The 20,230-nt window shown below is 52.2% G+C and carries 16 protein-coding genes; 3 read left to right on the top strand and 13 right to left on the bottom strand.

All coding sequences use genetic code 11. The features are described 5' to 3' along the window. Positions 1–141: 141 nt before the first annotated feature. Positions 142–1,446, bottom strand: a complete 1,305-nt coding sequence (locus tag R70331_RS23265) for a replication-associated recombination protein A (RefSeq protein WP_042179602.1) — start codon at positions 1,444–1,446, stop codon at positions 142–144. A 132-nt stretch (positions 1,447–1,578) separates the two neighbouring features. Beyond that, positions 1,579–1,860 carry a CD3324 family protein gene (locus tag R70331_RS23270; protein WP_039876272.1) on the bottom strand — a complete coding sequence of 94 codons (282 nt, stop codon included), beginning with the start codon at positions 1,858–1,860 and terminating at the stop codon, positions 1,579–1,581. 530 nt (positions 1,861–2,390) lie between these two features. Between R70331_RS23270 and R70331_RS23275 the strand changes: the two genes are divergently transcribed. Beyond that, on the top strand, positions 2,391–4,424 hold the full coding sequence (locus tag R70331_RS23275) for a methyl-accepting chemotaxis protein (protein ID WP_042179605.1): 2,034 nt from the start codon (positions 2,391–2,393) through the stop codon (positions 4,422–4,424). 136 nt (positions 4,425–4,560) lie between these two features. Here R70331_RS23275 and R70331_RS23280 read toward each other — a convergent pair whose 3' ends face one another. From R70331_RS23280 to R70331_RS23320, 10 genes are all read right to left on the bottom strand, one after another. Then, positions 4,561–6,765 (bottom strand): HelD family protein, encoded by a 2,205-nt coding sequence (locus R70331_RS23280; protein ID WP_042179608.1) that lies wholly within the window; start codon positions 6,763–6,765, stop codon positions 4,561–4,563. Positions 6,766–6,874: 109 nt separating this feature from the next. Continuing rightward, on the bottom strand, positions 6,875–8,176 hold the full coding sequence (locus tag R70331_RS23285; RefSeq protein WP_042179611.1) for an NCS2 family permease: 1,302 nt from the start codon (positions 8,174–8,176) through the stop codon (positions 6,875–6,877). Between the two features lie 160 nt (positions 8,177–8,336). Next, positions 8,337–9,092 (bottom strand): tRNA threonylcarbamoyladenosine dehydratase, encoded by a 756-nt coding sequence (locus tag R70331_RS23290; protein ID WP_042179614.1) that lies wholly within the window; start codon positions 9,090–9,092, stop codon positions 8,337–8,339. A 72-nt stretch (positions 9,093–9,164) separates the two neighbouring features. Then, positions 9,165–10,943, bottom strand: coding sequence for an aspartate--tRNA ligase (gene aspS / locus R70331_RS23295; RefSeq protein ID WP_042179617.1), 1,779 nt, complete (start codon positions 10,941–10,943; stop codon positions 9,165–9,167). 76 nt (positions 10,944–11,019) lie between these two features. Then, on the bottom strand, positions 11,020–12,273 hold the full coding sequence (gene hisS, locus R70331_RS23300) for a histidine--tRNA ligase (protein ID WP_042179620.1): 1,254 nt from the start codon (positions 12,271–12,273) through the stop codon (positions 11,020–11,022). A gap of 830 nt (positions 12,274–13,103) precedes the next feature. Then, complete coding sequence (locus R70331_RS23305) at positions 13,104–13,553, bottom strand: hypothetical protein (RefSeq protein ID WP_042179624.1); 450 nt, start codon at positions 13,551–13,553, stop codon at positions 13,104–13,106. Between the two features lie 34 nt (positions 13,554–13,587). Continuing rightward, positions 13,588–14,094: a type 1 glutamine amidotransferase domain-containing protein gene (locus R70331_RS23310; protein WP_042179627.1), complete on the bottom strand. Its 507-nt coding sequence runs from the start codon at positions 14,092–14,094 to the stop codon at positions 13,588–13,590. 110 nt (positions 14,095–14,204) lie between these two features. Continuing rightward, on the bottom strand, positions 14,205–14,360 hold the full coding sequence (locus tag R70331_RS31680; protein ID WP_156131177.1) for a hypothetical protein: 156 nt from the start codon (positions 14,358–14,360) through the stop codon (positions 14,205–14,207). A 176-nt stretch (positions 14,361–14,536) separates the two neighbouring features. Next, positions 14,537–14,980 carry a D-aminoacyl-tRNA deacylase gene (gene dtd, locus R70331_RS23315; RefSeq protein WP_042179630.1) on the bottom strand — a complete coding sequence of 148 codons (444 nt, stop codon included), beginning with the start codon at positions 14,978–14,980 and terminating at the stop codon, positions 14,537–14,539. 22 nt (positions 14,981–15,002) lie between these two features. Further along, positions 15,003–17,183 (bottom strand): RelA/SpoT family protein, encoded by a 2,181-nt coding sequence (locus tag R70331_RS23320; RefSeq protein WP_042179633.1) that lies wholly within the window; start codon positions 17,181–17,183, stop codon positions 15,003–15,005. A 413-nt stretch (positions 17,184–17,596) separates the two neighbouring features. Between R70331_RS23320 and uraA the strand changes: the two genes are divergently transcribed. Both uraA and R70331_RS31685 read left to right on the top strand, forming a co-directional pair. Beyond that, positions 17,597–18,901 carry a uracil permease gene (gene uraA, locus R70331_RS23325; protein ID WP_042179635.1) on the top strand — a complete coding sequence of 435 codons (1,305 nt, stop codon included), beginning with the start codon at positions 17,597–17,599 and terminating at the stop codon, positions 18,899–18,901. Positions 18,902–18,992: 91 nt separating this feature from the next. Beyond that, the gene (locus R70331_RS31685) at positions 18,993–19,376 is read left to right on the top strand and encodes a hypothetical protein (protein WP_156131178.1); all 384 of its coding nucleotides are present in this window, start codon (positions 18,993–18,995) and stop codon (positions 19,374–19,376) included. Between the two features lie 224 nt (positions 19,377–19,600). On the opposite strand, the gene R70331_RS23330 is transcribed toward R70331_RS31685, so the two are convergent. Further along, positions 19,601–20,119 carry an adenine phosphoribosyltransferase gene (locus tag R70331_RS23330; protein WP_042179638.1) on the bottom strand — a complete coding sequence of 173 codons (519 nt, stop codon included), beginning with the start codon at positions 20,117–20,119 and terminating at the stop codon, positions 19,601–19,603. Positions 20,120–20,230 lie beyond the last annotated feature (111 nt).

The raw sequence follows: 20,230 nt of genomic DNA on the forward strand, positions 1-20,230 counted from the left end.
CCGCTGCTGAATTCAATTTGACTTTCTTATCTTTCAAAAAAAACCGCTCCTTGTGCCAAAGGAATACCAGCCTCCTCCGGCCAAGCAGCGGTTCTTTTTCATTAGTCTATTCTCCAGCGGAAGCAAGGATTGATCTCCTTCTTATTGCCCTCGCCGCAGCCCCTGATTATGCCGGATCTTTGCTTCGTTTCCCTGCTCGGTTGCCTCATAGAACACCTTGCCGGCAATCGGCTTCGGCAGGTATTCCTGCCGGACATAATGGCCGGGGAAATGATGCGGGTACTGATAGCCCTCGTGTCCGAGCTTTACCGCGCCTTTATAGTGGGTATCGCGCAGATGAAGCGGTACCTCAGCGGATTTGAGCTCTTCAATGGTATCCATAACCTTCGCAATAGCCGTAACTACCGCATCGGACTTTGGACTTTCCACCGCAAACAGAATGGCCTGTGTTACATTAAGCCGCGCTTCCGGCCAGCCGTTATTGCGGTAGGCGTCCAGCGCACTGACAGCCTGGACCATGGCCTGCGGGTTCGCCAGGCCGATATCCTCGCTGCAGGCGGCAATCAGCCTGCGGATAAAGGTCATCGGGTCCATCCCGAGCTTCTCCACGGCATATAAGAACCAGAACAGCGCGGCGTCGCTGGAGCCGCGGATACTCTTATGAAAGGCGGACAGCACGTCGTATTGGGTAGACTCGTCCGCCTTGACAATCGGCCGGCGGATTGATTCCTCCGCCACGGCCAGCGTGATATGCACGCTGCCGTCAGGCTCCGGCGCCGTAGTCATCGCCGCCAGCTCCAGTGCGTTGAGCGCCCGGCGGATATCACCGTTCGCCATCGCTGCAATATGCAGCAGTGCATCTTCGTCAGCCTGCAGCCGCATAAAGCCAAGCCCGCGCTGCTCATCAGCAAGCGCCCGCTGCATGGCCTGCATGCTGTGTCCGCTGGTCAGCGATTCCAGCTGGAATAGTGTAGAACGGCTCATCAGGGCCCCGTTCACATAATGGAACGGGTTCTCTGTCGTTGCGCCGATAAAAATAATCGTGCCCTTCTCGACGGCCGGCAGCAGCGCATCCTGACGCGAGCTGTTAAAGCGGTGCACCTCGTCCAGAAACAGGATTGTCTTCGTGCCGTACAGCGCCTTGTTGCTCTGGGCCCGCTCGATGACCTCGCGCACATCCTTGACAGAGGCTTCAACCGCATTCAGCCGCACGAATTCCCCTTGCGTATGATTAGAAATGATGTGGGCGAGCGTCGTTTTGCCGCAGCCCGGAGGCCCATATAAGAGAATCGACGAGACCTGATCGGCCTGGATCGCCCGGCGAAGCAGCCGGCCCGGCCCGATGATATGCTCTTGGCCGATATATTCATCAAGACTCTGCGGACGCATACGGTCTGCCAGCAGCCGGCCGCCTCCGGTATTGTCTCCGAGTGAGAATAAGTCCATAAATCCACTTCCTTGCTGTTAACTTTCAGGCTAGCCGCACCTGAATACCTCTCCCTATCATACCACAAAACATAGAAAGAGCATGACCTCGCTAAGCTAAGCGGGCGTCATGCTCTTTGTTCAAATTTCAGGCTAGCGGTTCATCGCCAGCCGCATTTTTGAAATAATTTTGCGGATGCTTTCCTCCGAGAGGTGGTATCTCTTCTGCAGCTCGTTCACCGAGCAGCCGCTGCTGTGACTGCAGAAAATCTCCTTATTCCGGCTGGCAATCTCCTGCCTGGAGCCGCTGTTCTCACCCCATCTTACCCGTTGCTCCGTCTTCTTCGGGATGTAGAGCAATTCACCTTGAATGTATCCCTGAAGCTCTTCGAGCAGGCCCGGGGGGAGCACATCCTTCCCATTTACATAACTCACGTTGTGTTTCCTCCTTCAACAGGTGTGTCCCTTTGTGTCCGTCAATTGCCGCATCTAAAGTAATAATCATTGCACCTGCCTCCTTTCTTCAGCTCATATTTGGTAAATACCGTAAGTTCATTATATAAAACCCTATGGTTAGCGTCTACATTCGTTCTCATTTTTATTTCCAGTTCCCCTCTGAGGGGTACACCTGCACCGCTGTCAGGTGGTATAAGTAGGGAGGCCTTGCGGCCTCCCCGTAAACAGGATTTCCGCCCTTAGACGGAAACCACCTCGTATACTGAAATCATTTCACTCAGCCTCCTTCCAGAAGTAATCTTGCCCGGCCGGACACTTATTATTAAGCCATAGCTGCCCGGGGGATACAAGATCAAGAACAGTTATAATCGTTCTTCACCAGAACCGGAAAATGATTTATGTAGAAAAACTAATTATTGGGTCGATTAATGTCGAAATAAGTATTTAAATATGCATTTCTTCATGATTATAAAAGCTTATGCTCATACAACTTTTAGGGGGAATATACTATGGCGGCAATATGGCGCGTATTCAAGCGTATTTTTCAATTAAAAAAACTCCGGACTGAACTGATGCTGTTTATGATTACTGCTATTCTTCTGCCCTCGCTGGCTCTGACGGTGATCTCCACATCAACCTCTGAAACGGAGCTGCGCTCCAAAATGGAGGAGACGACAAATTCAAGCATCCATCTGCTGGATAAAACACTGTCCCAGCTTGTCCGGCTGGAAATTGCGAATGTAAACAGCCTGGCTTATCAGCTTCCGTCAAGTGATATGAACACCGGTGCAAATGCGGATTCGATCCGGGAGCATATTGACCAGTTCAAGTCTGAGCATCCTGAAATCGATATCGTAGCAGTCGGAAACAGCATCGGCCAATACATGTTCTCCCCTGACTCACGGCTTGAGGATTACGATCCTCGTGAAAGGGACTGGTATATCCAATCACTGAAGACTCCGGAAAAAGCCTCGCTGATCGATCCGATTTTCTCCCGGGTTACGGACAGTTTTATCCTGCCGATCTCAAGGGCCCTGCCTGACGGCCGGGGGGCTATTACAATAAGCCTTAGTCTTTCAGAGCTCATGGAGCTTGCCCAGAATGTAAGTGTCGGTTCCAGGGGATACGTGTATATCTTGGACAGCCAGAATAAGGTTATTTATCACCCTTCCCTGGAGGCGGGCACAACCATAGGTGAAGTACAGACAGCTGCACTGGCCGGCGGGCTTGCAGGTGAAATCGCTTATAAGGATGACATCACCGGGACTGAAATGGCCGGTTATTATATCACCAACGATCTGAGCGGATTCAAGATGATTGCCGTGCTGCCTGAGGATGAATATGCACATGCTGTCTATCCGATTCTGCTGAAGTCAGCAGTTGTACTTGCTGTTGCCCTTATTCTGGCTGCAGCCGCCACCTTTATCATCATCCGCAACATTACCGCCCCGCTCATCCAGCTGAATCTTTCGGCAAAAAGAGTCAGTGAAGGTTATCTGGATGAAGCAGTGCACACCCGCCGTGCAGATGAAATCGGCGAGCTGGCTGCCAATTATAACAAGATGGTCGCCTCCCTCCGGACCATGGTCCAGGAGGTTGCCGAGACCTCGGGGCACCTGGCTGCCGCCAGTGAGCAGCTTACCGCCAGCACCAGCGAGAACAGCCGGGCTGTCGAATATGTTACCGAGCTGGTGGAGGAATCCACCCGCGGCGTTGAAACCCAGGCGTACGCTTCCTCAGAGGTTGCCACAACAATGGATGAGATGTCAGCAGCTATCCAAAAAATCGCCGCCGCCTCCCAGTCCATCGTCAGCTCTGCTGTACTGACAGAACAGGATGTTAACACAGGCAGCAGAAAGGTACAGCATGTCGGCGAGCAGATGCAGACGATCCGTGATTCCGTTCATCAATCCGGCAGTCTGATTGCCCAGCTCAATACACTGAGCACTAAGGTGGCTGAGACGAGCACCGCGATATCCGCCATAGCCAAGCAGACCAATCTGCTGTCGCTGAACGCAGGCATTGAAGCAGCCCGGGCAGGGGAGCACGGCAGAGGGTTTGCCGTTGTCGCCGGGGAAGTCCGGAAGCTATCGGAAGCTACAAGGACAAGTGCGGGAGATATCCAGGAGACCATCTCCGAAATGGTCGGGCTGATCTCCAGTGCATATGATCTGATGAGATTCAAAGTGGCCGCAGACGTGGAGCAGGGAATGAATCTTACTCTGGAAGCCAATGAAGCCTTCGTACAGATTGAGCAGTCTACCCGCCATGTCGGTGAACAGATCCATGAAGTCTCGGCAATTACCGAGCAGATGTCCGCCAGTTCGGCTGAAGTAGCCGCTTCCGTGCAGGAAATGGCTGTCATTGCCAAAGCTGCACTGGATTCATTCCAGAGCGTGACAGCAGCTACAGAGGAGCAGCTTGCTTCGATGGAGGAGATCACCTCATCGGCCACTGCCCTGTCCGGCATGGCAGCGGATATGCAGCAGCAGGTGGAGCAGTTCCGCTTCAGCGGAAAGAATGACAGCAGCAAAGGATTATAAAGGCCAACCAGATACAAAGTTTCCCGTAAGATTGGCTTTAGCCCTTAAAGGTTACCCGGGTCCTTCTAGGGGACCCAAGAATAGAAAAGGACCGCACCTGTACATTATGTTCAGGGCGGTCCTTTTCTATATATCTTTATTGATCTGCGGCGGTTTCCGGCCAGCCGGAAACCGTCTCTTCTCCTGCCGTCTGTACATAGACAGGCAGGTCCCCGCCATGCAGCAGCCACAATTCATGCAGCGCACGGGTACAGCCGACATACATCAGCTTCGCGTCCCAGGCCGCAGCACCGTAATGGCCGGTATCGGCATCGGCCAGGATAACAGCATCGAACTCAAGTCCCTTCGACAGATAGACCGGCAGCACCGACAGCCCGCCGTGATAATGTGTCATGCTCCCGTCAATGAGGTGCAGATCTGCAAATTGGCCGGCCAGTTCCGTGTACAGCTCCTCTGCTTCGCGCAGGCTGCGGGTCAACACAGCCACTGTGCGGTACTCACGCCCGGAGAGCGATTCCAGCGCGCTTCTTACTGCATGCAGCCGCTGAGAGGCGCCAGAGACAGCCTTAGGCGCTTCACCGCTGTAATCGATCAGCCGGACCGGGTTACCGCTGCGGAACACCGGTACAGCCAGCAGCGGGCTCTGTACACCGGCTGACAGGATGCCGTTGGCGAATTCAATGATCTCCATCGTTGAGCGGTAGCTTCGCGTCAGTGCATGATAAGCTGTATGTTCCGGGGCGAATAGAGTCTGCATTTCAGACCATTCGTGCACCCCTTTATAAGCATGGATTCCCTGCGACAGATCCCCGAGGATTGTGAACGAATGTCCCTTCACATATAAATCCAGTACGGCAATCTGGAAAGGCGAGAAGTCCTGTGCTTCATCAATTACGATGTGGTCAAAGCGCTCGGTGCCCTCATTGCCGCTGAGGAGATAATGGATATAGAGGAGCGGCGGCAGATCTTCTTCGCGCAGGATACCTTTTTTGAGATCCTTTGCGGTTTCCTTCAGCACGCTCCGCGGAATAAGCTCCGAGGCTTCCGCAGGCCAGTCCACAGGCACCTTGGCTGCCCGGAAGATCTGTTTATAGATCATAAGCGGGTCATATTTCGGCCATTTGCCGCCATAGGTCTTTTCGCGGGCAGCCGCCTTCTTCTTCCGTTCCTTCAGCGCTGCTGCTGACGGGCTTTTCTTCAGCTCCATCTCAATCCAGCGGTGAATCCGCGCCATTACCCGTTCCTTGCGCTTCAGCGGCGGATAAGGAGCGTACTCCTCATCATGCCAGCGCAGGATCATAGAACGGCGCAGCACAGCGCCTTCCCACGGGATGAAATCCCCTTCGGGAACCGCTCCGCTCTCCAGCAGCCGGACAGATGACTCAATGATCCCCATAAGGGCTGTTGAGCCTTTAAAGCGGCCCGGTGTTTCCTCTGTGATAGCCGGCATGCCGCCCTCAGCTTCAAACCAGCGGTTCAGCGTCTCTGCCGTGTTCTGTTCAGGCAGCTCCAGGTTCAGCACATCTGCAGCCCAGTCCGGGAAGGTGCTCTGGGCAATGTTGCCCACACCGAGCTCAGGCAGCACATCAGAAATATAGTCCAGAAACATCCGGTTAGGCGCAAATATAATCATTTTCTCTGCAGAGACCTGGTCTTTGTATTGATACAGCAGGAACGCCAGCCGGTGCAGGGCAACCGTAGTCTTTCCGCTGCCTGCTACCCCCTGGATAATCAGCGCTGTATTCTTCACTGCGCGGATAATTCTGTCCTGCTCCTCCTGGATCGTTGAGACGATATCACGCAGCCGGTTGTCCTTGTTCTCACCCAGCCGGTAGACAAGGAATTCATCGGACACGGCTGGCGCGTCGCTGTTCCGGTTGTATGTATCCGCAACCCGTTCCAGAATCTGCTTACGGATCACTACGTTGCGCTTAAGATACACGAGCCCTTCAATCAGCCCCTCCGGCGCTTCATATGAGGCCGGGTCGGTTCCCCCGGTAAAAGAATAGAACAGGCTTGCTACCGGTGCACGCCAGTCGATGACCAGCGGACGGTCGCTTACCTGCTCGCTGTCCACGCCGATTTTGCCGATATAGAGCGGCTGCGCCTCTCCCTCACCGCTGCCCTGAAAGTCAAGGCGTCCGAAATAAGGCTCGTGTACGAGCTTGGCCAGATCCTTGCGCCGCTGCTCCCTGGAATCCTCCAGCACCTGCTCCGTATAATCGTGTCCTGTGTACACCGGAGTGTTCCTCAGCCTTGTAAGAATTGAGTCAATTTCGGTAAGCGTGCTGTTCAGCCTGTCTTCTTCCTCTTGATAGGCACTTTGAAAGTTGTCCTCCATTTTCAGTTACCTCCTAAAAGTTTTGATTTACCCCGTGCAAGGCTGATATCACTTACACAAAAAGGATTCCCATCATAGCACATCAACTTCAGGAAATCCAGAATAATCCTCAACCCATAAGTGCGTGCAGCACAAAGTTGGCTACGAACAGTCCCGCAATACCGTACAGTGCCGGAGGAACCTCCTTGCCTTTCCCCATTGCCAGCTTCACAATCGGATAGGTAATGAAGCCAAAGGCCATTCCGTCCACAATGCTGTACGTAAAGGGAATCATCACCATAATTAAAAAGGCCGGAAACAGCTCGGTCATGTCGCTGAGGTCCATTTCCCGCACACTCTGCACCATCAGGCCGCCAATAACAATCAGGATCGGGGCAATAGCGCTGTCCGGCACGTAAGCCAGCAGCGGAATGAACAGGAAGGTCGTCCCGAACAGCAGCCCGGTAACCAGCGAGGTCAAGCCGGATTTGCCGCCCGCCGCGATGCCTGCCGTCGATTCTGCGGCCGCGACCACAGGACTGCTGCCGAACAGGCCGGCTGCAATATTGGCAAGGGAGAGCGCCCGCAGGCTGCTCTTGAACCGTTCCGGCCGTCCGGCCATAAGGGTCTGGGAGGAGATCAGCCCGATATTTTCAAATACGACAATCAGGAGCAGCAGGAACACGGCAATCCAGAACACGAGGCTGATGACTCCGCTCCAGTCCATGCCGGCAAACACATCACCGTAACCGGTGAACACATGGCCTGCTTCCGCCGTTTCCGGCTTATGTGCCGCTCCAAGCAGATAGGCCAGCCCCGTGCCGGCGATCATACTGATCAGCAGCCCGCCGCGCGTTCCGCGGATGAACAGCACCAATGCCAGAACCAGCGTCACGCAGGAGGTAATAACCGCCGGATCACTAAAGTGCCCGATAGCGACGAAGGTCGTGCGGTGGGCGATGACGATTCCGCTTTTTTGCAGGCCGATAAAGGTCAGGAACAATCCGATCCCGACAGTAATCGCATGCTGGAGGTTATGGGGTATGGCTTCACTGAGAATCCGGTACAGCGATGTGAACGCCACAACGGCAAACAGCACCCCGGTCAGCACAACAACCGCCAGCGCTTCGCGCCAGTCCAGCTTCATTGAATGGACCAGTGTATAGGTGAAGAACGCGTTAATCCCCATGCCCGGCACAACTATAATCGGCGTTTTGCCGCCGAAGGCCATCAGCAGACAGCCAGTAACCGCCGTCAGCAGTGTCGCCACCATTCCCGCACGCAGCGGCATGCCTGCATCATGCAGAATCGCCGCATTAACCATAACAATATATACAGAGGCAAAATAAGATAGGATTCCAGCAGCCCATTCCCGTTTCCAGTCATCTCCAGGCTCAAGACCCACGCTATTCCGCCAAAAATTCGAATTCATGTAAAAACCTCCACTGATAGTTAAGTTCCGCCCGCTATTACCCGGTTTAGCAGTCCCGTAATCGTAATGAGCGGAAAACCGCAATAAAAGGGCGCGCAGCCGGATAACCGGCTGCTTGCGCCCTTCGTCCACATTCATTTATTTGTAGTCTGAATCTTAATTATACGCTGGCTCCGCCGGCTTTCAGCAGATCATCCACAGCCACACTGACCATAATGAGGCCGACAACCGGCGGTACGAACGAATTGCTCGCCGGCGGCTGCTTGGCCTTACGGCGGTCCGGCGCATCGGCGGGAACAATTTGTTCCGTTACATCCACACGCGGCTTCACCGGCACTTCAGTTGAGAAGACAACCTTCACACCTTTTTTGATGCCTTCCTTGCGGAGCTTGGTGCGGATTACGCGGGCAATCGGGTCCATCTCGGTTTTGGAAATATCGGCCACTTTAAAGCGTGTAGGGTCCATCTTGTTCGCTGCGCCCATACTGGAAACCATAGGGATTTTCCGGGACAGGCACTCCTTAATCAGATGGATTTTGTAGATAATCGTGTCTGAAGCATCAATTACAAAATCCGGCTTAAGCTTGAACAGCTCCTCATATGTTTCATCCGTGTAGAACATGTTCAGGGCAATTGCTTCAATCTCCGGATTGATCAGCTTGACGCGCTCGACCATCAGATCAGCTTTTTTCTGGCCGATCGTAGTCGTAAGCGCATGAATCTGGCGGTTGATATTGGTGATATCCACCGCATCCTTGTCGATCAGGATAATCCGGCCGACACCCATCCGGGCCAGCGCTTCAACAGACATCGCTCCAACGCCGCCGATCCCCAGCACAGCTACTGTACTGTTCTTCAGAATCTCCAGACCCTCCGGCCCGATGGCCAGCTCTGTACGCGAGAACTGATGCAGCATAAGGTTCACGCCTCCTTTAATATGCAGCCTGCGGGGCAGGTCTCATTCCACTCTCCGCAGGCACAGGTTTAGTTAGTTTTTCACTTTTTCCGGCTTAGGCGCCAGCTTGATGTGCAGCTGTTCCAATTGTACGGCATCTACCGGGGAAGGTGCATCCATCAGGAGGTCGGTTGCACTTGCCGTTTTCGGGAAGGCAATCGTCTCACGCAGGTTGGTGCGTCCGGCCAGCAGCATTACCAGACGGTCAAAGCCAAAGGCAATTCCGCCGTGCGGAGGCGTGCCGTATTCAAAGGCATCCATCAGATAGCCGAATTTTTCGTAAGCCACTTCAGGCGAGAAGCCCAGTGCTTCGAACATTTTCTCCTGAACATCACGCTTGTAGATACGCTGGGAGCCGCCGCCTACTTCATAGCCGTTAAGCACGATATCGTAGGCCTGCGCACGGATCGCACCAGGATCAGTGTCGAACAGGTGCAGGTCCTCGTCCATCGGACGGGTAAACGGATGATGCTCGGCTACATAACGTTTCTGTTCTTCATCATAGCCCAGCAGGGGGAATTCAGTAACCCAGGCAAATTTGAACACACTGTCATCAATCAGGCCAAGCTGGCGGCCGATTTTCAGGCGCAGGGCACCCAGTACATCAGCAACAACCTTCTTGGTGTCTGCGGAGAAGAGCAGAAGGTCGCCTTCTTCAGCCCCAGTACGTTCTTTTACAGCTGCAATCTCTTCTTCAGTGAAGAACTTGACGATCGGGCCCTTGAACTCTCCGTCTTTCACTTGAATCCAAGCCAGTCCCTTCGCGCCGTAACGTGCAGCATAAGGTCCGAGATCATCGATTTCCTTACGGGTCCATGTTCCGCAGCCTTTGGCGTTGAGAACCTTCACTTCTCCGCCCTTTTCAATAACGGAAGCGAATACCTTGACACCGCTGCCGGCAACGATATCGTTCATTTCAACAAGCTCCAGGCCAAAGCGCAGGTCCGGCTTATCCGAGCCGTATTTGCCGATCGCTTCGGCGTAGGTCAGGCGCTGGAACGGCACTGCCACATCCACACCAATGGTTTCCTTCAGCAGACGCTGCATCAGTGTCTCCATCATGCCAAGCAGCTCATCCTGCGGCACGAAGGAGGTCTCGATGTCGACCTGGGTGAATTCCGGCTGGCGGTCAGCGCGCAGATCCTCATCGCGGAAGCAGCGGGCGATCTGGTAGTAACGCTCGATGCCACCGACCATAAGCAGCTGCTTGTAAATCTGCGGTGACTGCGGCAGCGCGAAGAATTCGCCTTCATGCACCCGGCTTGGTACCAGATAGTCGCGTGCGCCTTCCGGGGAGCTTTTGGTCAGAATCGGTGTTTCAACATCAATGAAGCCTTCACCGTCAAGGAAGTCACGGAAAATCTTCGCCGCCTTAGAACGCAGCAGCAGCGTCTTGTGCATTTCCGGACGGCGCAGGTCGAGGTAACGGTATTTCATCCGCAGGGACTCATCTACTTCCACGCCGTCTTCGATGAAGAACGGAGGCGTTTTGGCGGCATTCAGCACTTCAATTTCTGTAATCTGCACTTCGATTTCACCGGTAGGCAGGTTACGGTTCACTGTTTCTTCGTCTCTCTTAACAACTGTACCCTTAACGGAAAGTACATATTCACTGCGTACCTTATCGGCAATCTGCAGCGCTTCACCGGAATAATCCGGGTTAAATACGATTTGCACAATACCTGAACGGTCACGCAGATCAATAAACAGCACGCCTCCAAGGTCGCGGCGGGTCTGAACCCAGCCGTTCAGTGTTACAGTCTGGCCGATCTGCTCTGGCGTCAATTGTCCGCAATGGTGACTTCTACTCATAATTTATCCTACCCTTTCGTGGTTAAAATACATGGTTCCCCTAGCTTGTGTTCAATAATGCATCAACCAGCCCAGCCTACACCAGCGCCTGCGCCAGCTCTTCCAGCTTGACCGTCTTCTGCTCACCGGTCTCCATTGATTTCAGGGCAATGACTCCGCTGTTCAGCTCATCTTCACCAAGAATCGCCGTATACCGCGCCGACATGCGGTCGGCCGACTTCATCTGCGCCTTCATCTTGCGGCCGAGATAATCGCGTTCTGCGGAGAACCCCTGGCTGCGCAGCTGGAACAGCTGCTTAGTAATTTCCTGATCCGCAGCCTCGCCAAGCGCTACGAAATATACATCCAGCGGCTTCATTGTCTCAAGTTCTACGCCCTGGCTCTCCAGAATCAGCAGGATACGCTCCAGCCCGATCCCGAAACCGATGCCCGGCTGATCCGGTCCGCCGATTTCCTCCACCAGCCCGTTGTAGCGGCCGCCGCCGCCGACAGTATCAATCGAGCCGATACCGGCTGCCTTATACTCAAACGCGGTATGCGTATAATAATCCAGTCCGCGGACGAGACGCGGGTTAATGCTATACTCCACACCCATCGTATCGAGATGCATCTTAACCTTTTCGAAGTGGGTAGTGCACTCTTCATCAAGACTGTCCAGAATGGACGGCGCCCCGCCGAATTTATCCTGATCGACCTTACAGTCGAGCACCCGCAGCGGATTGCGCTCCATCCGGCGCTGACAGTCACTGCAAAGACGATCCCGCATCGGTCTCAGGAAATCCAGCAGCTTCTCACGGTAAGCGGCCCGGCTCGGCGCATTGCCGACAGAGTTCAGCTCAACTCTGACATCCTTAAGCCCAAGATCCTTGTAGAACTGATATCCCAGTGAGATGACTTCCGCATCAATTGCCGGATCTACCGCACCGAACGCCTCAATGCCAAACTGGTGAAACTGGCGGTATCTGCCTGCCTGCGGACGCTCATAGCGGAACATCGGACCGATATAATACAGCTTGCTGACATCCGGCTCGCCGTACAGCTTGTTCTGCACATAAGCACGCACAACACCGGCCGTCCCTTCCGGACGGAGCGCCAGATCACGGTCTCCCTTATCCTTGAAGGTGTACATTTCGCCTTCCACAATATCCGTTGTTTCACCTACGCCGCGCTCGAACAGCCCGGTGTGCTCGAACATCGGAGTGCGGATTTCCCGATAATTAAACCGGCGGCACAAATCTCTGGCCTTGCCTTCAACATACTGCCATTTCTCTACGGCACCCGGAAGCACGTCCTGTGTACCTGTTGGTTTCTCGAATCTTTCTTTAGCCACAGCCTATCCCTCCTGAAAATAACCCCTCTTACCTGACAAAGCATGCACCTTAGTCTGCACCATTTCAAAAAAAAGCAAAAAATCCCTCGCCTCTGTTTGTAACAAACAGGGACGAGGGATTATCATAAATGATTATTCACCCGTGGTACCACCCACATTCCGGATTCATTCACCATAACCGAATCCGCTCTAAGCGGTTAACGCCCGCCTACGCGCACCGGCTACTGACCCTCGGCAACTTCTGTTGCCTTGCGTTCGCCGTGCGTTCTCGGGGAAGTCATTCATCCGTTCATCAACAGAATCCTTACAGCCATACTGAATCGGTTACTCCTAAGTCCTAAGGATGATAGCCGGTTCTGCGGGGATTCCTCTCTGGGGTTGTGGGTTACGGATTACTTGGTCCCGTCATCAAAGCATTATAAACATTTCGTATATTGTTAGATTCTACTGAACCACTGCGCTAAAGTCAAGGAAGGAAATGAAAATTTGTACAGAAATATGTCGTCACAAAAAAAGTGACCTGCAGCCGATTGCTGCAGGTCCAGTTCATATATTATAAAAAAGGGGGTCATGCTTCTATTATAAGCACCCTATATTAAGGAATCATTTTAGAATTATTACGTTTGCATTACAGAAAAGAAAGCGTTTCAATTATTGGGACATTCCCCGTCCTCATTAGCACAAGCATACTTTACACTACAGTACCTAAGCTGTAAAGTGAATTTTTGTCCAAAAGCACAAACCGCCCCGGCGGTCCATGTGACCGGCCGGGGCGGGAGGGTATCAGAGGGTATGCAGCCTGCTCAGCAGCAGGCAGCTGTCATCCTATCTTAATCAAAGACCTCTACGTAGGCATGCTTGCCGCGAAGTGTCTCTACAACCTCATTGTAATGCTCCTCAGTAGTCTTCAGCGACATCACAATATGCACCTCACTCAGATCCACATCGTCATTGATGTTCGTATCCTGGACAATATCATTGTCTCTGTCAACGTCAGAGCGCTTCAGTCCTTCATCATCAATGTCGGATACTGCGGGAACCACCGCTGCGCCGCTCAAGGCGCCTGCTGTTCCTGCCACACCCATAGTACCGCCGGTGATTGCTGAATTATTATACGGAACAAGCGGCAATAGAAGATTCGGTCTGCGGTCTCTCCCGCTGTCCAATGGATCGGTCAGCGGAGAAATCTCCAGAGCCTCCACACTGTATGGAATCAATGCAGTCTTAGCGCCTTCCGCTTCACTTTCCGTCCTGAAATAAGCCTGAATTCTTCTGGTCATAATTGTTCCCTCCTTCAGTAATGGTTGCTATGGATTACAGGACCCTCAGCAGCTCACGCACAAAGGCCAGCTCATCTTCCGGGGTGCGCGAAGTTATATAATTGCCGTCAACGACGACCTCTTCGTCCTTGAACTCCGCTCCTGCATTCACAATATCATCCTTGAGCGGCGGGTAGGAGGTTATGGTTCGTCCTTGAAGCAGGTCTGCACTGATCAGAATCTGCGGTCCGTGGCAGATGGATGCAATCGGCGTTCCGGAAGCGTCAGCTTCTTTTACAAAAGCAAGAACATCCTCATTCAGCCGCAGATTTTCCGGTGACGAACCGCCTGGAATGACGATCGCATGATAGTCCCCGGCCTTTACCTCGCTGATTGCTTTGTCTGCGGCATAAGAGACCTTTCCCTTTTTGCCGAGCAGCGTTTCATTTTTCTTCAGACCGATAATATCCGCCTGATGTCCTGCCTTTATTACTTCATCGTAAGGTACCTGCATTTCGGAATCTTCAAAACCGCTGGCGAGCAGAAAAGCTACTTTACTCATTTAGATAAGTTCTCCTCTCCGCTATTTTGTTCTCGCTTTCTTATTACCCGCAATAACTGGATTTCTAACGACACGGGATATACTAAATCAGCTGAATTTGTAATTAACTTCTAAGTTCTCGGCAAAAGACCGCGGCTTCTCCCCTTCAGCATCACCGGATCATCCTGCTGTCCTGCCTCTTTTGCTGCTGCGGCTGCTTCCGCAGAGCTGCCTGCCGTACAGGCCTGAATACGGCTCCATGCCCACGACTTTGGTGAGTATCTCATCTTTGGATTACCTGCCCCTGACAAAATTTCAATCCCCCTTAGTTTATCCTGGACAGGCTGGCTCTATCCCCGCGGTCCGTACAGACTGACAGGTGCAGACATAAAAATACCGCAGGCTGCTCCTCAAAGGAACAATCTGCGGTATGCTTGATACCAGGTTATAAGTCTGCCAAGATCTAATCCCTGCTGTCCAGAATCAGCGTAACCGGCCCCCAGTTAGTAAAAGAAACGTCCATCATCGCCCCGAACACGCCCGTCTCCACCTGGAGTCCGCCGCCCCTCAGCTCCTGGTTAAAATAATCATAGAGCCGTCCAGCCTCATCAGGAGCCGCTGCAGCCATAAAATTCGGGCGGCGGCCCTTACGGCAATCCCCGTAAAGCGTAAACTGTGATACCGACAGGATCGCCCCTCCGGTATCCGTAACACTGAAGTTCATTTTGCCGGCTTCATCCTCGAAGATGCGTAGTCCGGCTATTTTACCGGCCAGATATTCCGCATCCTTCTCGGTATCCCCGTGAGTGACGCCGATCAGCAGCATCAGGCCTTCGTTAATGGCTCCTGTCACCGTCCCATCAACTGTAACCTTCGCTTCCTTGCAGCGTTGTACTACTGCTCTCATTGGCGTCTGTCAGCTCCTTGCCCTATTGCATAATCCGGTTAACCGTATATACATCCTTCACACGCTTCACACGGTCGACAACCGACTGCAGATGATCCGTATTGCGGATGAGAATCGTCATGTGAATCATTGCCATCTTGTTCTTGTCGGAGCGCCCGGTGACTGCGGAAATGTTCGTCTTGCTCTCTGACACCGCCTGCAGCACCTCATTAAGCAGACCGTTGCGGTCATGACCTGTAATCTCAATATCGACGCTGTAGTTGGCCTCCATGCTGCCTTCCCATTCGACTTCGATCACCCGCGCCGACTCTTCCCCGTCACCGTCGGTCGGAATATTCGGACAGTCCTCACGGTGCACAGACACGCCGCGCCCGCGTGTTACATATCCGACAATATCGTCCCCCGGTACGGGGTTACAACATCGCGCGAAGCGGACAAGCAGGTTGTCAATGCCTTTGACACGCACGCCGTTAGTAGGCTGATTGCGGTTCCCGCCGCTGGATTTGATCTCCTTCATCTCAGTAGACAATTCCAGGTGGTTGGCAGCCTCTTCCTGCTCTCTCCGGAGCTTCTCAGTCAGCTTGTTGGCGATCTGCGAAGCGGTAATGCCCCCGAATCCGACAGCGGAGAGCATATCCTCGACGTCGCCGAAGGCGAACTTCTTGGCTACGTCGCTGAGCTTATCCTCTGTCAGGAAATCAGAAACCTCCATATTAAGCCTTTTCAGCTCCCGTTCCACTGCTTCCCGGCCTTTTTCCACATTCTCTTCACGTTTTTCTTTCTTGAACCACTGTTTGATCTTGCTTCGCGCATGCGAGGATTGGGCGATCTTTAGCCAGTCACGGCTCGGCCCGTAGGAATTCTTCGAGGTCAGAATCTCTACGATGTCCCCCGTCTTCAGCTTATGGTCAAGCGGTACAATCCGCCCGTTCACTTTGGAGCCAATGGTCCGGTTCCCGACCTCGGTATGAATGCGAAAAGCGAAATCCAGCGGAACTGAGCCCGCCGGCAGCTCCACTACCTCGCCCTTCGGCGTAAAGACGAACACAAGGTCAGAGAAAAAGTCCATTTTGAGCGATTCCACGAACTCTTCGGCATCCTTGGCCTCATGCTGCAGCTCGAGAATTTCCCGGAAAAACGGCATGCGGTTCTCCGGGTTCCCGGTATTGCTTGAGCCCTCTTTGTATGCCCAGTGTGCAGCAATCCCGAACTCTGCTGTACGGTGCATCTCCCAAGTACGGATCTGCACTTCTGTCGGCTCTCCGCCGGGACCTACCACTGTGGTGTGCAGTGACTGATACATATTCGCCTTGGGCATGGCAATATAATCCTTGAACCTGCCGGGCATCGGCTTCCAAAGAGTATGAATAATCCCTAATGTAGCATAACAATCCTTGATATTATCAACGATGATCCGGATTGCGAGCAAATCATAGATCTCGTTGAACTGCTTGTTTTTGGTGCTCATTTTGTTGTAGACACTATAAATATGCTTGGGACGTCCGGAGAGGTCTCCTTCAATTCCCATTTCGTCCAGCTTGGCCCGGATTCTGCCGATAACGCTGTCGATGAACTGTTCACGCTCTGCCCGCTTCTTATGCATCAGGTTCGCAATCCGGTAGTATTGCTGCGGATTCAGGTAACGGAGAGCAATGTCCTCCATCTCCCATTTAATCGCAGAAATACCCAGGCGGTCCGCAATTGGACAAAAGATCTCCAGCGTCTCATAGGAAATACGCCGCTGGCTATCCTCAGACTGATACTTCAGAGTCCGCATATTATGCAGACGGTCCGCAAGCTTAATAACGATGACCCGGATATCCTGAGCCATGGCGATGAACATTTTGCGGTAATTTTCGTTCTGCTGCTCTTCCTTGGAGCGGAAGCGGATACGTTCCAGCTTGGTCAGGCCATCCACCAGCATGGCGCAGGTATCCCCGAATTTCTCGCGGATCTGCTCCAGCGATACCGTTGTATCCTCGACGACATCATGCAGCAGCGCTGCAATAATGGAGATGACATCCATCTGCATATTGACGACAATATCTGCAACCGCCAGCGGATGCAGAATATACGGCTCTCCCGATTTGCGCACCTGGCCGTGGTGAGCCTGATCGGCAAACTCATAAGCTTCGCGGATGCGGAGAAGATCTTTTTCTTTTATATAGGCGCCGGCCTTTTCAACTAATTGCTCTATGCCCATTCTCGTCGTATCCGTTTCCCTTCTATTAGAAAAATTCCGTAAAGGAGTTTCTCGAAGATGTAGTCGAATTGCTCGTTAAATGTAAATAAAAAAGGTAATCCCTACCGAATTAATAAAATAAACCCGCAAGTGAAACCCTATTTGCAGGCCTTCAGCTCATCTGAGCTGTACTGAACGCAGTCTAAAGTTGTTTATAATTATGACGCTTAGGATGCATTACGTCAACACTTCCCACCGGATGGCATTCTGCCGCTTTTACCAACAATTAAAGGATAATTTATGACATAAACAAATAAAGACTTACATTGTTCATAAAATGTTGTTGTCAAACGCCGTCGGACTATTTAATCTAGTAAAGGCGGTTTTCGCCAGGCTAACCCAAAACTACATATGAGAAAGAGAAGTGAACTCCATTGCAACGCGAAATTCAAGTTAACGAGAAACTCCCTTTTGGCCCGGGCTTTCTGCTGAGCCTGCAGCATTTGTTCGCCATGTTCGGCAGCACCGTGCTTGTTCCTAACCTGTTCGGGGTAGACCCCGGCATGATCCTGCTGATGAACGGTATCGGCACACTGCTCTATATTCTGATCTGCCGCGGTAAAATTCCGGCCTACCTTGGGTCAAGTTTTGCTTTTATCTCACCGGTGCTGAGTGTGCTCGGCAAATATGAGGGGGATCATCAGCATGGATATTCGCTTGCACTCGGCGCGTTTATTGTTACCGGCGTTATCTTTATTCTTGTCGCTTTAATCGTCCGTTATGCCGGAACAAGCTGGATTGATGTTGTTTTCCCTCCCGCAGCCATGGGGGCTATCGTAGCAACAATTGGGCTTGAGCTTGTACCGGTAGCTGCACGTATGGCGGGACTGATCGCGCCTGAAGGCGTTACGGACTGGACACCGGACGGTAAAGCCATTACATTGTCTTTGGTTACACTGGGAGTAACCGTTATCGGTTCCGTTATGTTCCGCGGCTTCCCCAAAATCATCCATATCCTCATCGGTATCGTTACCGGTTATGTGCTGGCCTATATTATGGGACAGGTAAATACCGGAGCTATTGCTGACGCCAGCTTCCTGTCCCATCCGACTATTACCACTCCTTCCTTCGATTTACAGGTTATTTTGACCATTATTCCTGTATCACTCGTTGTTATCGTTGAGCATATCGGCCATCTGCTTGTAACCAGCAACATTGTTGGTAAAGATCTGACCAAGGACCCGGGGCTTGACCGCTCCCTGTTCAGTAATGGGATTTCGACCGTTCTTTCCGGTTTCGTAGGCTCTACACCTAACACCACTTATGGTGAAAATATCGGCGTTATGGCTTTGACAAAAGTGTACTCTGTTTTCGTAATCGGCGGAGCGGCTGTCATTGCTATCCTGCTGTCATTCTCAGGAACCTTCTCCTCCGTTATTGCCAACATCCCGCTGCCGGTTATGGGCGGTGTATCCCTGCTCCTGTTCGGAGTAATTGCAGCGTCCGGCCTGCGCATTTTTGTAGAACAGAAGGTTGATTTCTCCAAAGCAAGCAACATGATTCTTGCCACCCTGGTTCTGGTTGTCGGCATCAGCGGCATCTCGCTTAATATCGCCGGCGTACAGCTCAAAGGTATGGCACTGGCTACTATCGTTGGTATCGTTCTGTCCCTGTTCTTCAAGCTGATCGAAGTTCTTGGCTTGTCTAACGAACAGGAGTCGGAGAAATCCGCACACTAAGCTAATATCCATTCGTTAAGCAAGCGTGGTATATATTGGATTGTTAAACAAGAGCTGTCCCAACGCAGGCCTATCGCTGCCGGGGCAGCTCTTGCTGCATTTTTCAGCTAACATGCATCCTCGCAGCTCCAGCAAAGGGATTTCTCCCTTTATTCCACGCCAAACTGCCTTCTCGCAGCTCCAGCAAAGGGATTTTTCCCTTTATTCCATGCCAAACTGCCTACTCGCAGCTCCAGCAAAGGGATTTTTCCCTTTATTTCAAGCCAAACAGCCTTCTCGCAGCTCCAGCAAAGGGATTTTTCCCTTTATTTCACGCCAAACAGCCTTCTCGCAGCTCCAGCAAAGGGATTTTTCCCTTTATTTCATGCCAAACTGCCTACTCGCAGCTCCAGCAAAGGGATTTTTCCCTTTATTCCATGCCAAACTGCCTACTCGCAGCTCCAGCAAGGGGATTTTTCCCTTTATTCTGGACTAATCGCACCTCAGAGTGTCGGCCACATCCATCTTTCTTTTATCCTTTGTCTTAAAACTGATATTAGCTTGAAACTTATCCTGCAGATTGTTCCATTTGTCTGGTTCTGTTGCAAAAAGATAAATGAGTAGAAACAACTTAGAAAATAATAAAAAAAGCGGACAGCTGTCGCAATTCGACAACGGTCCGCTTTTTATTTCCCGGGAAAAGCTATGCAGGGAATTTATTTAGTCTTCGTAAGTCAGCAAGGATACAACTTCGATGTCAGACAGCTTGTTACGGCCGGCCAGCTGAACCAGCTCAATCAGGAAAGCAGCACCGACAACCTTGCCGCCCAGCTGTTCAACCAGGCTGACAGAGGTGGCAATCGTTCCGCCGGTTGCCAGGAGGTCATCTGCGATCAGCACATTTTGGCCTGGCTTGATGGCATCCGTGTGAACAGCAAGCGTATCCTTGCCGTATTCCAGATCATAGCCTACTTCAATAGTTTCGTAAGGAAGCTTGCCGCTTTTACGGATCGGCACAAATCCTACACCCAGCGCGTAGGCCAGCGGAGCGCCTACTACAAAGCCGCGCGCTTCCGGTCCGGCAATAACGTCAATCTGCAGATGGGACACCAGTGCTTTAAGCTCGTCGATCGCGGAGCGGTAAGCCTCTCCGTCCTTGAGCAGGGTAGTAATATCTTTAAAGCTGATTCCCGGCTGCGGGAAATCTTCAATTACACGAATATTATTTTTGAAATCCAATAGTATCATCTCCTGAAAGTTTTGTGAGCCTTAGCCCACTTTAATCGCTTCGTACAAAACTCACTTCGGAAGCATATGCTTAGTTTTGTGAGCTTCAGCCCACTTTAATTG

This window comes from Paenibacillus sp. FSL R7-0331, from assembly GCF_000758645.1.
Taxonomy (GTDB): domain Bacteria; phylum Bacillota; class Bacilli; order Paenibacillales; family Paenibacillaceae; genus Paenibacillus_AQ; species Paenibacillus_AQ camerounensis.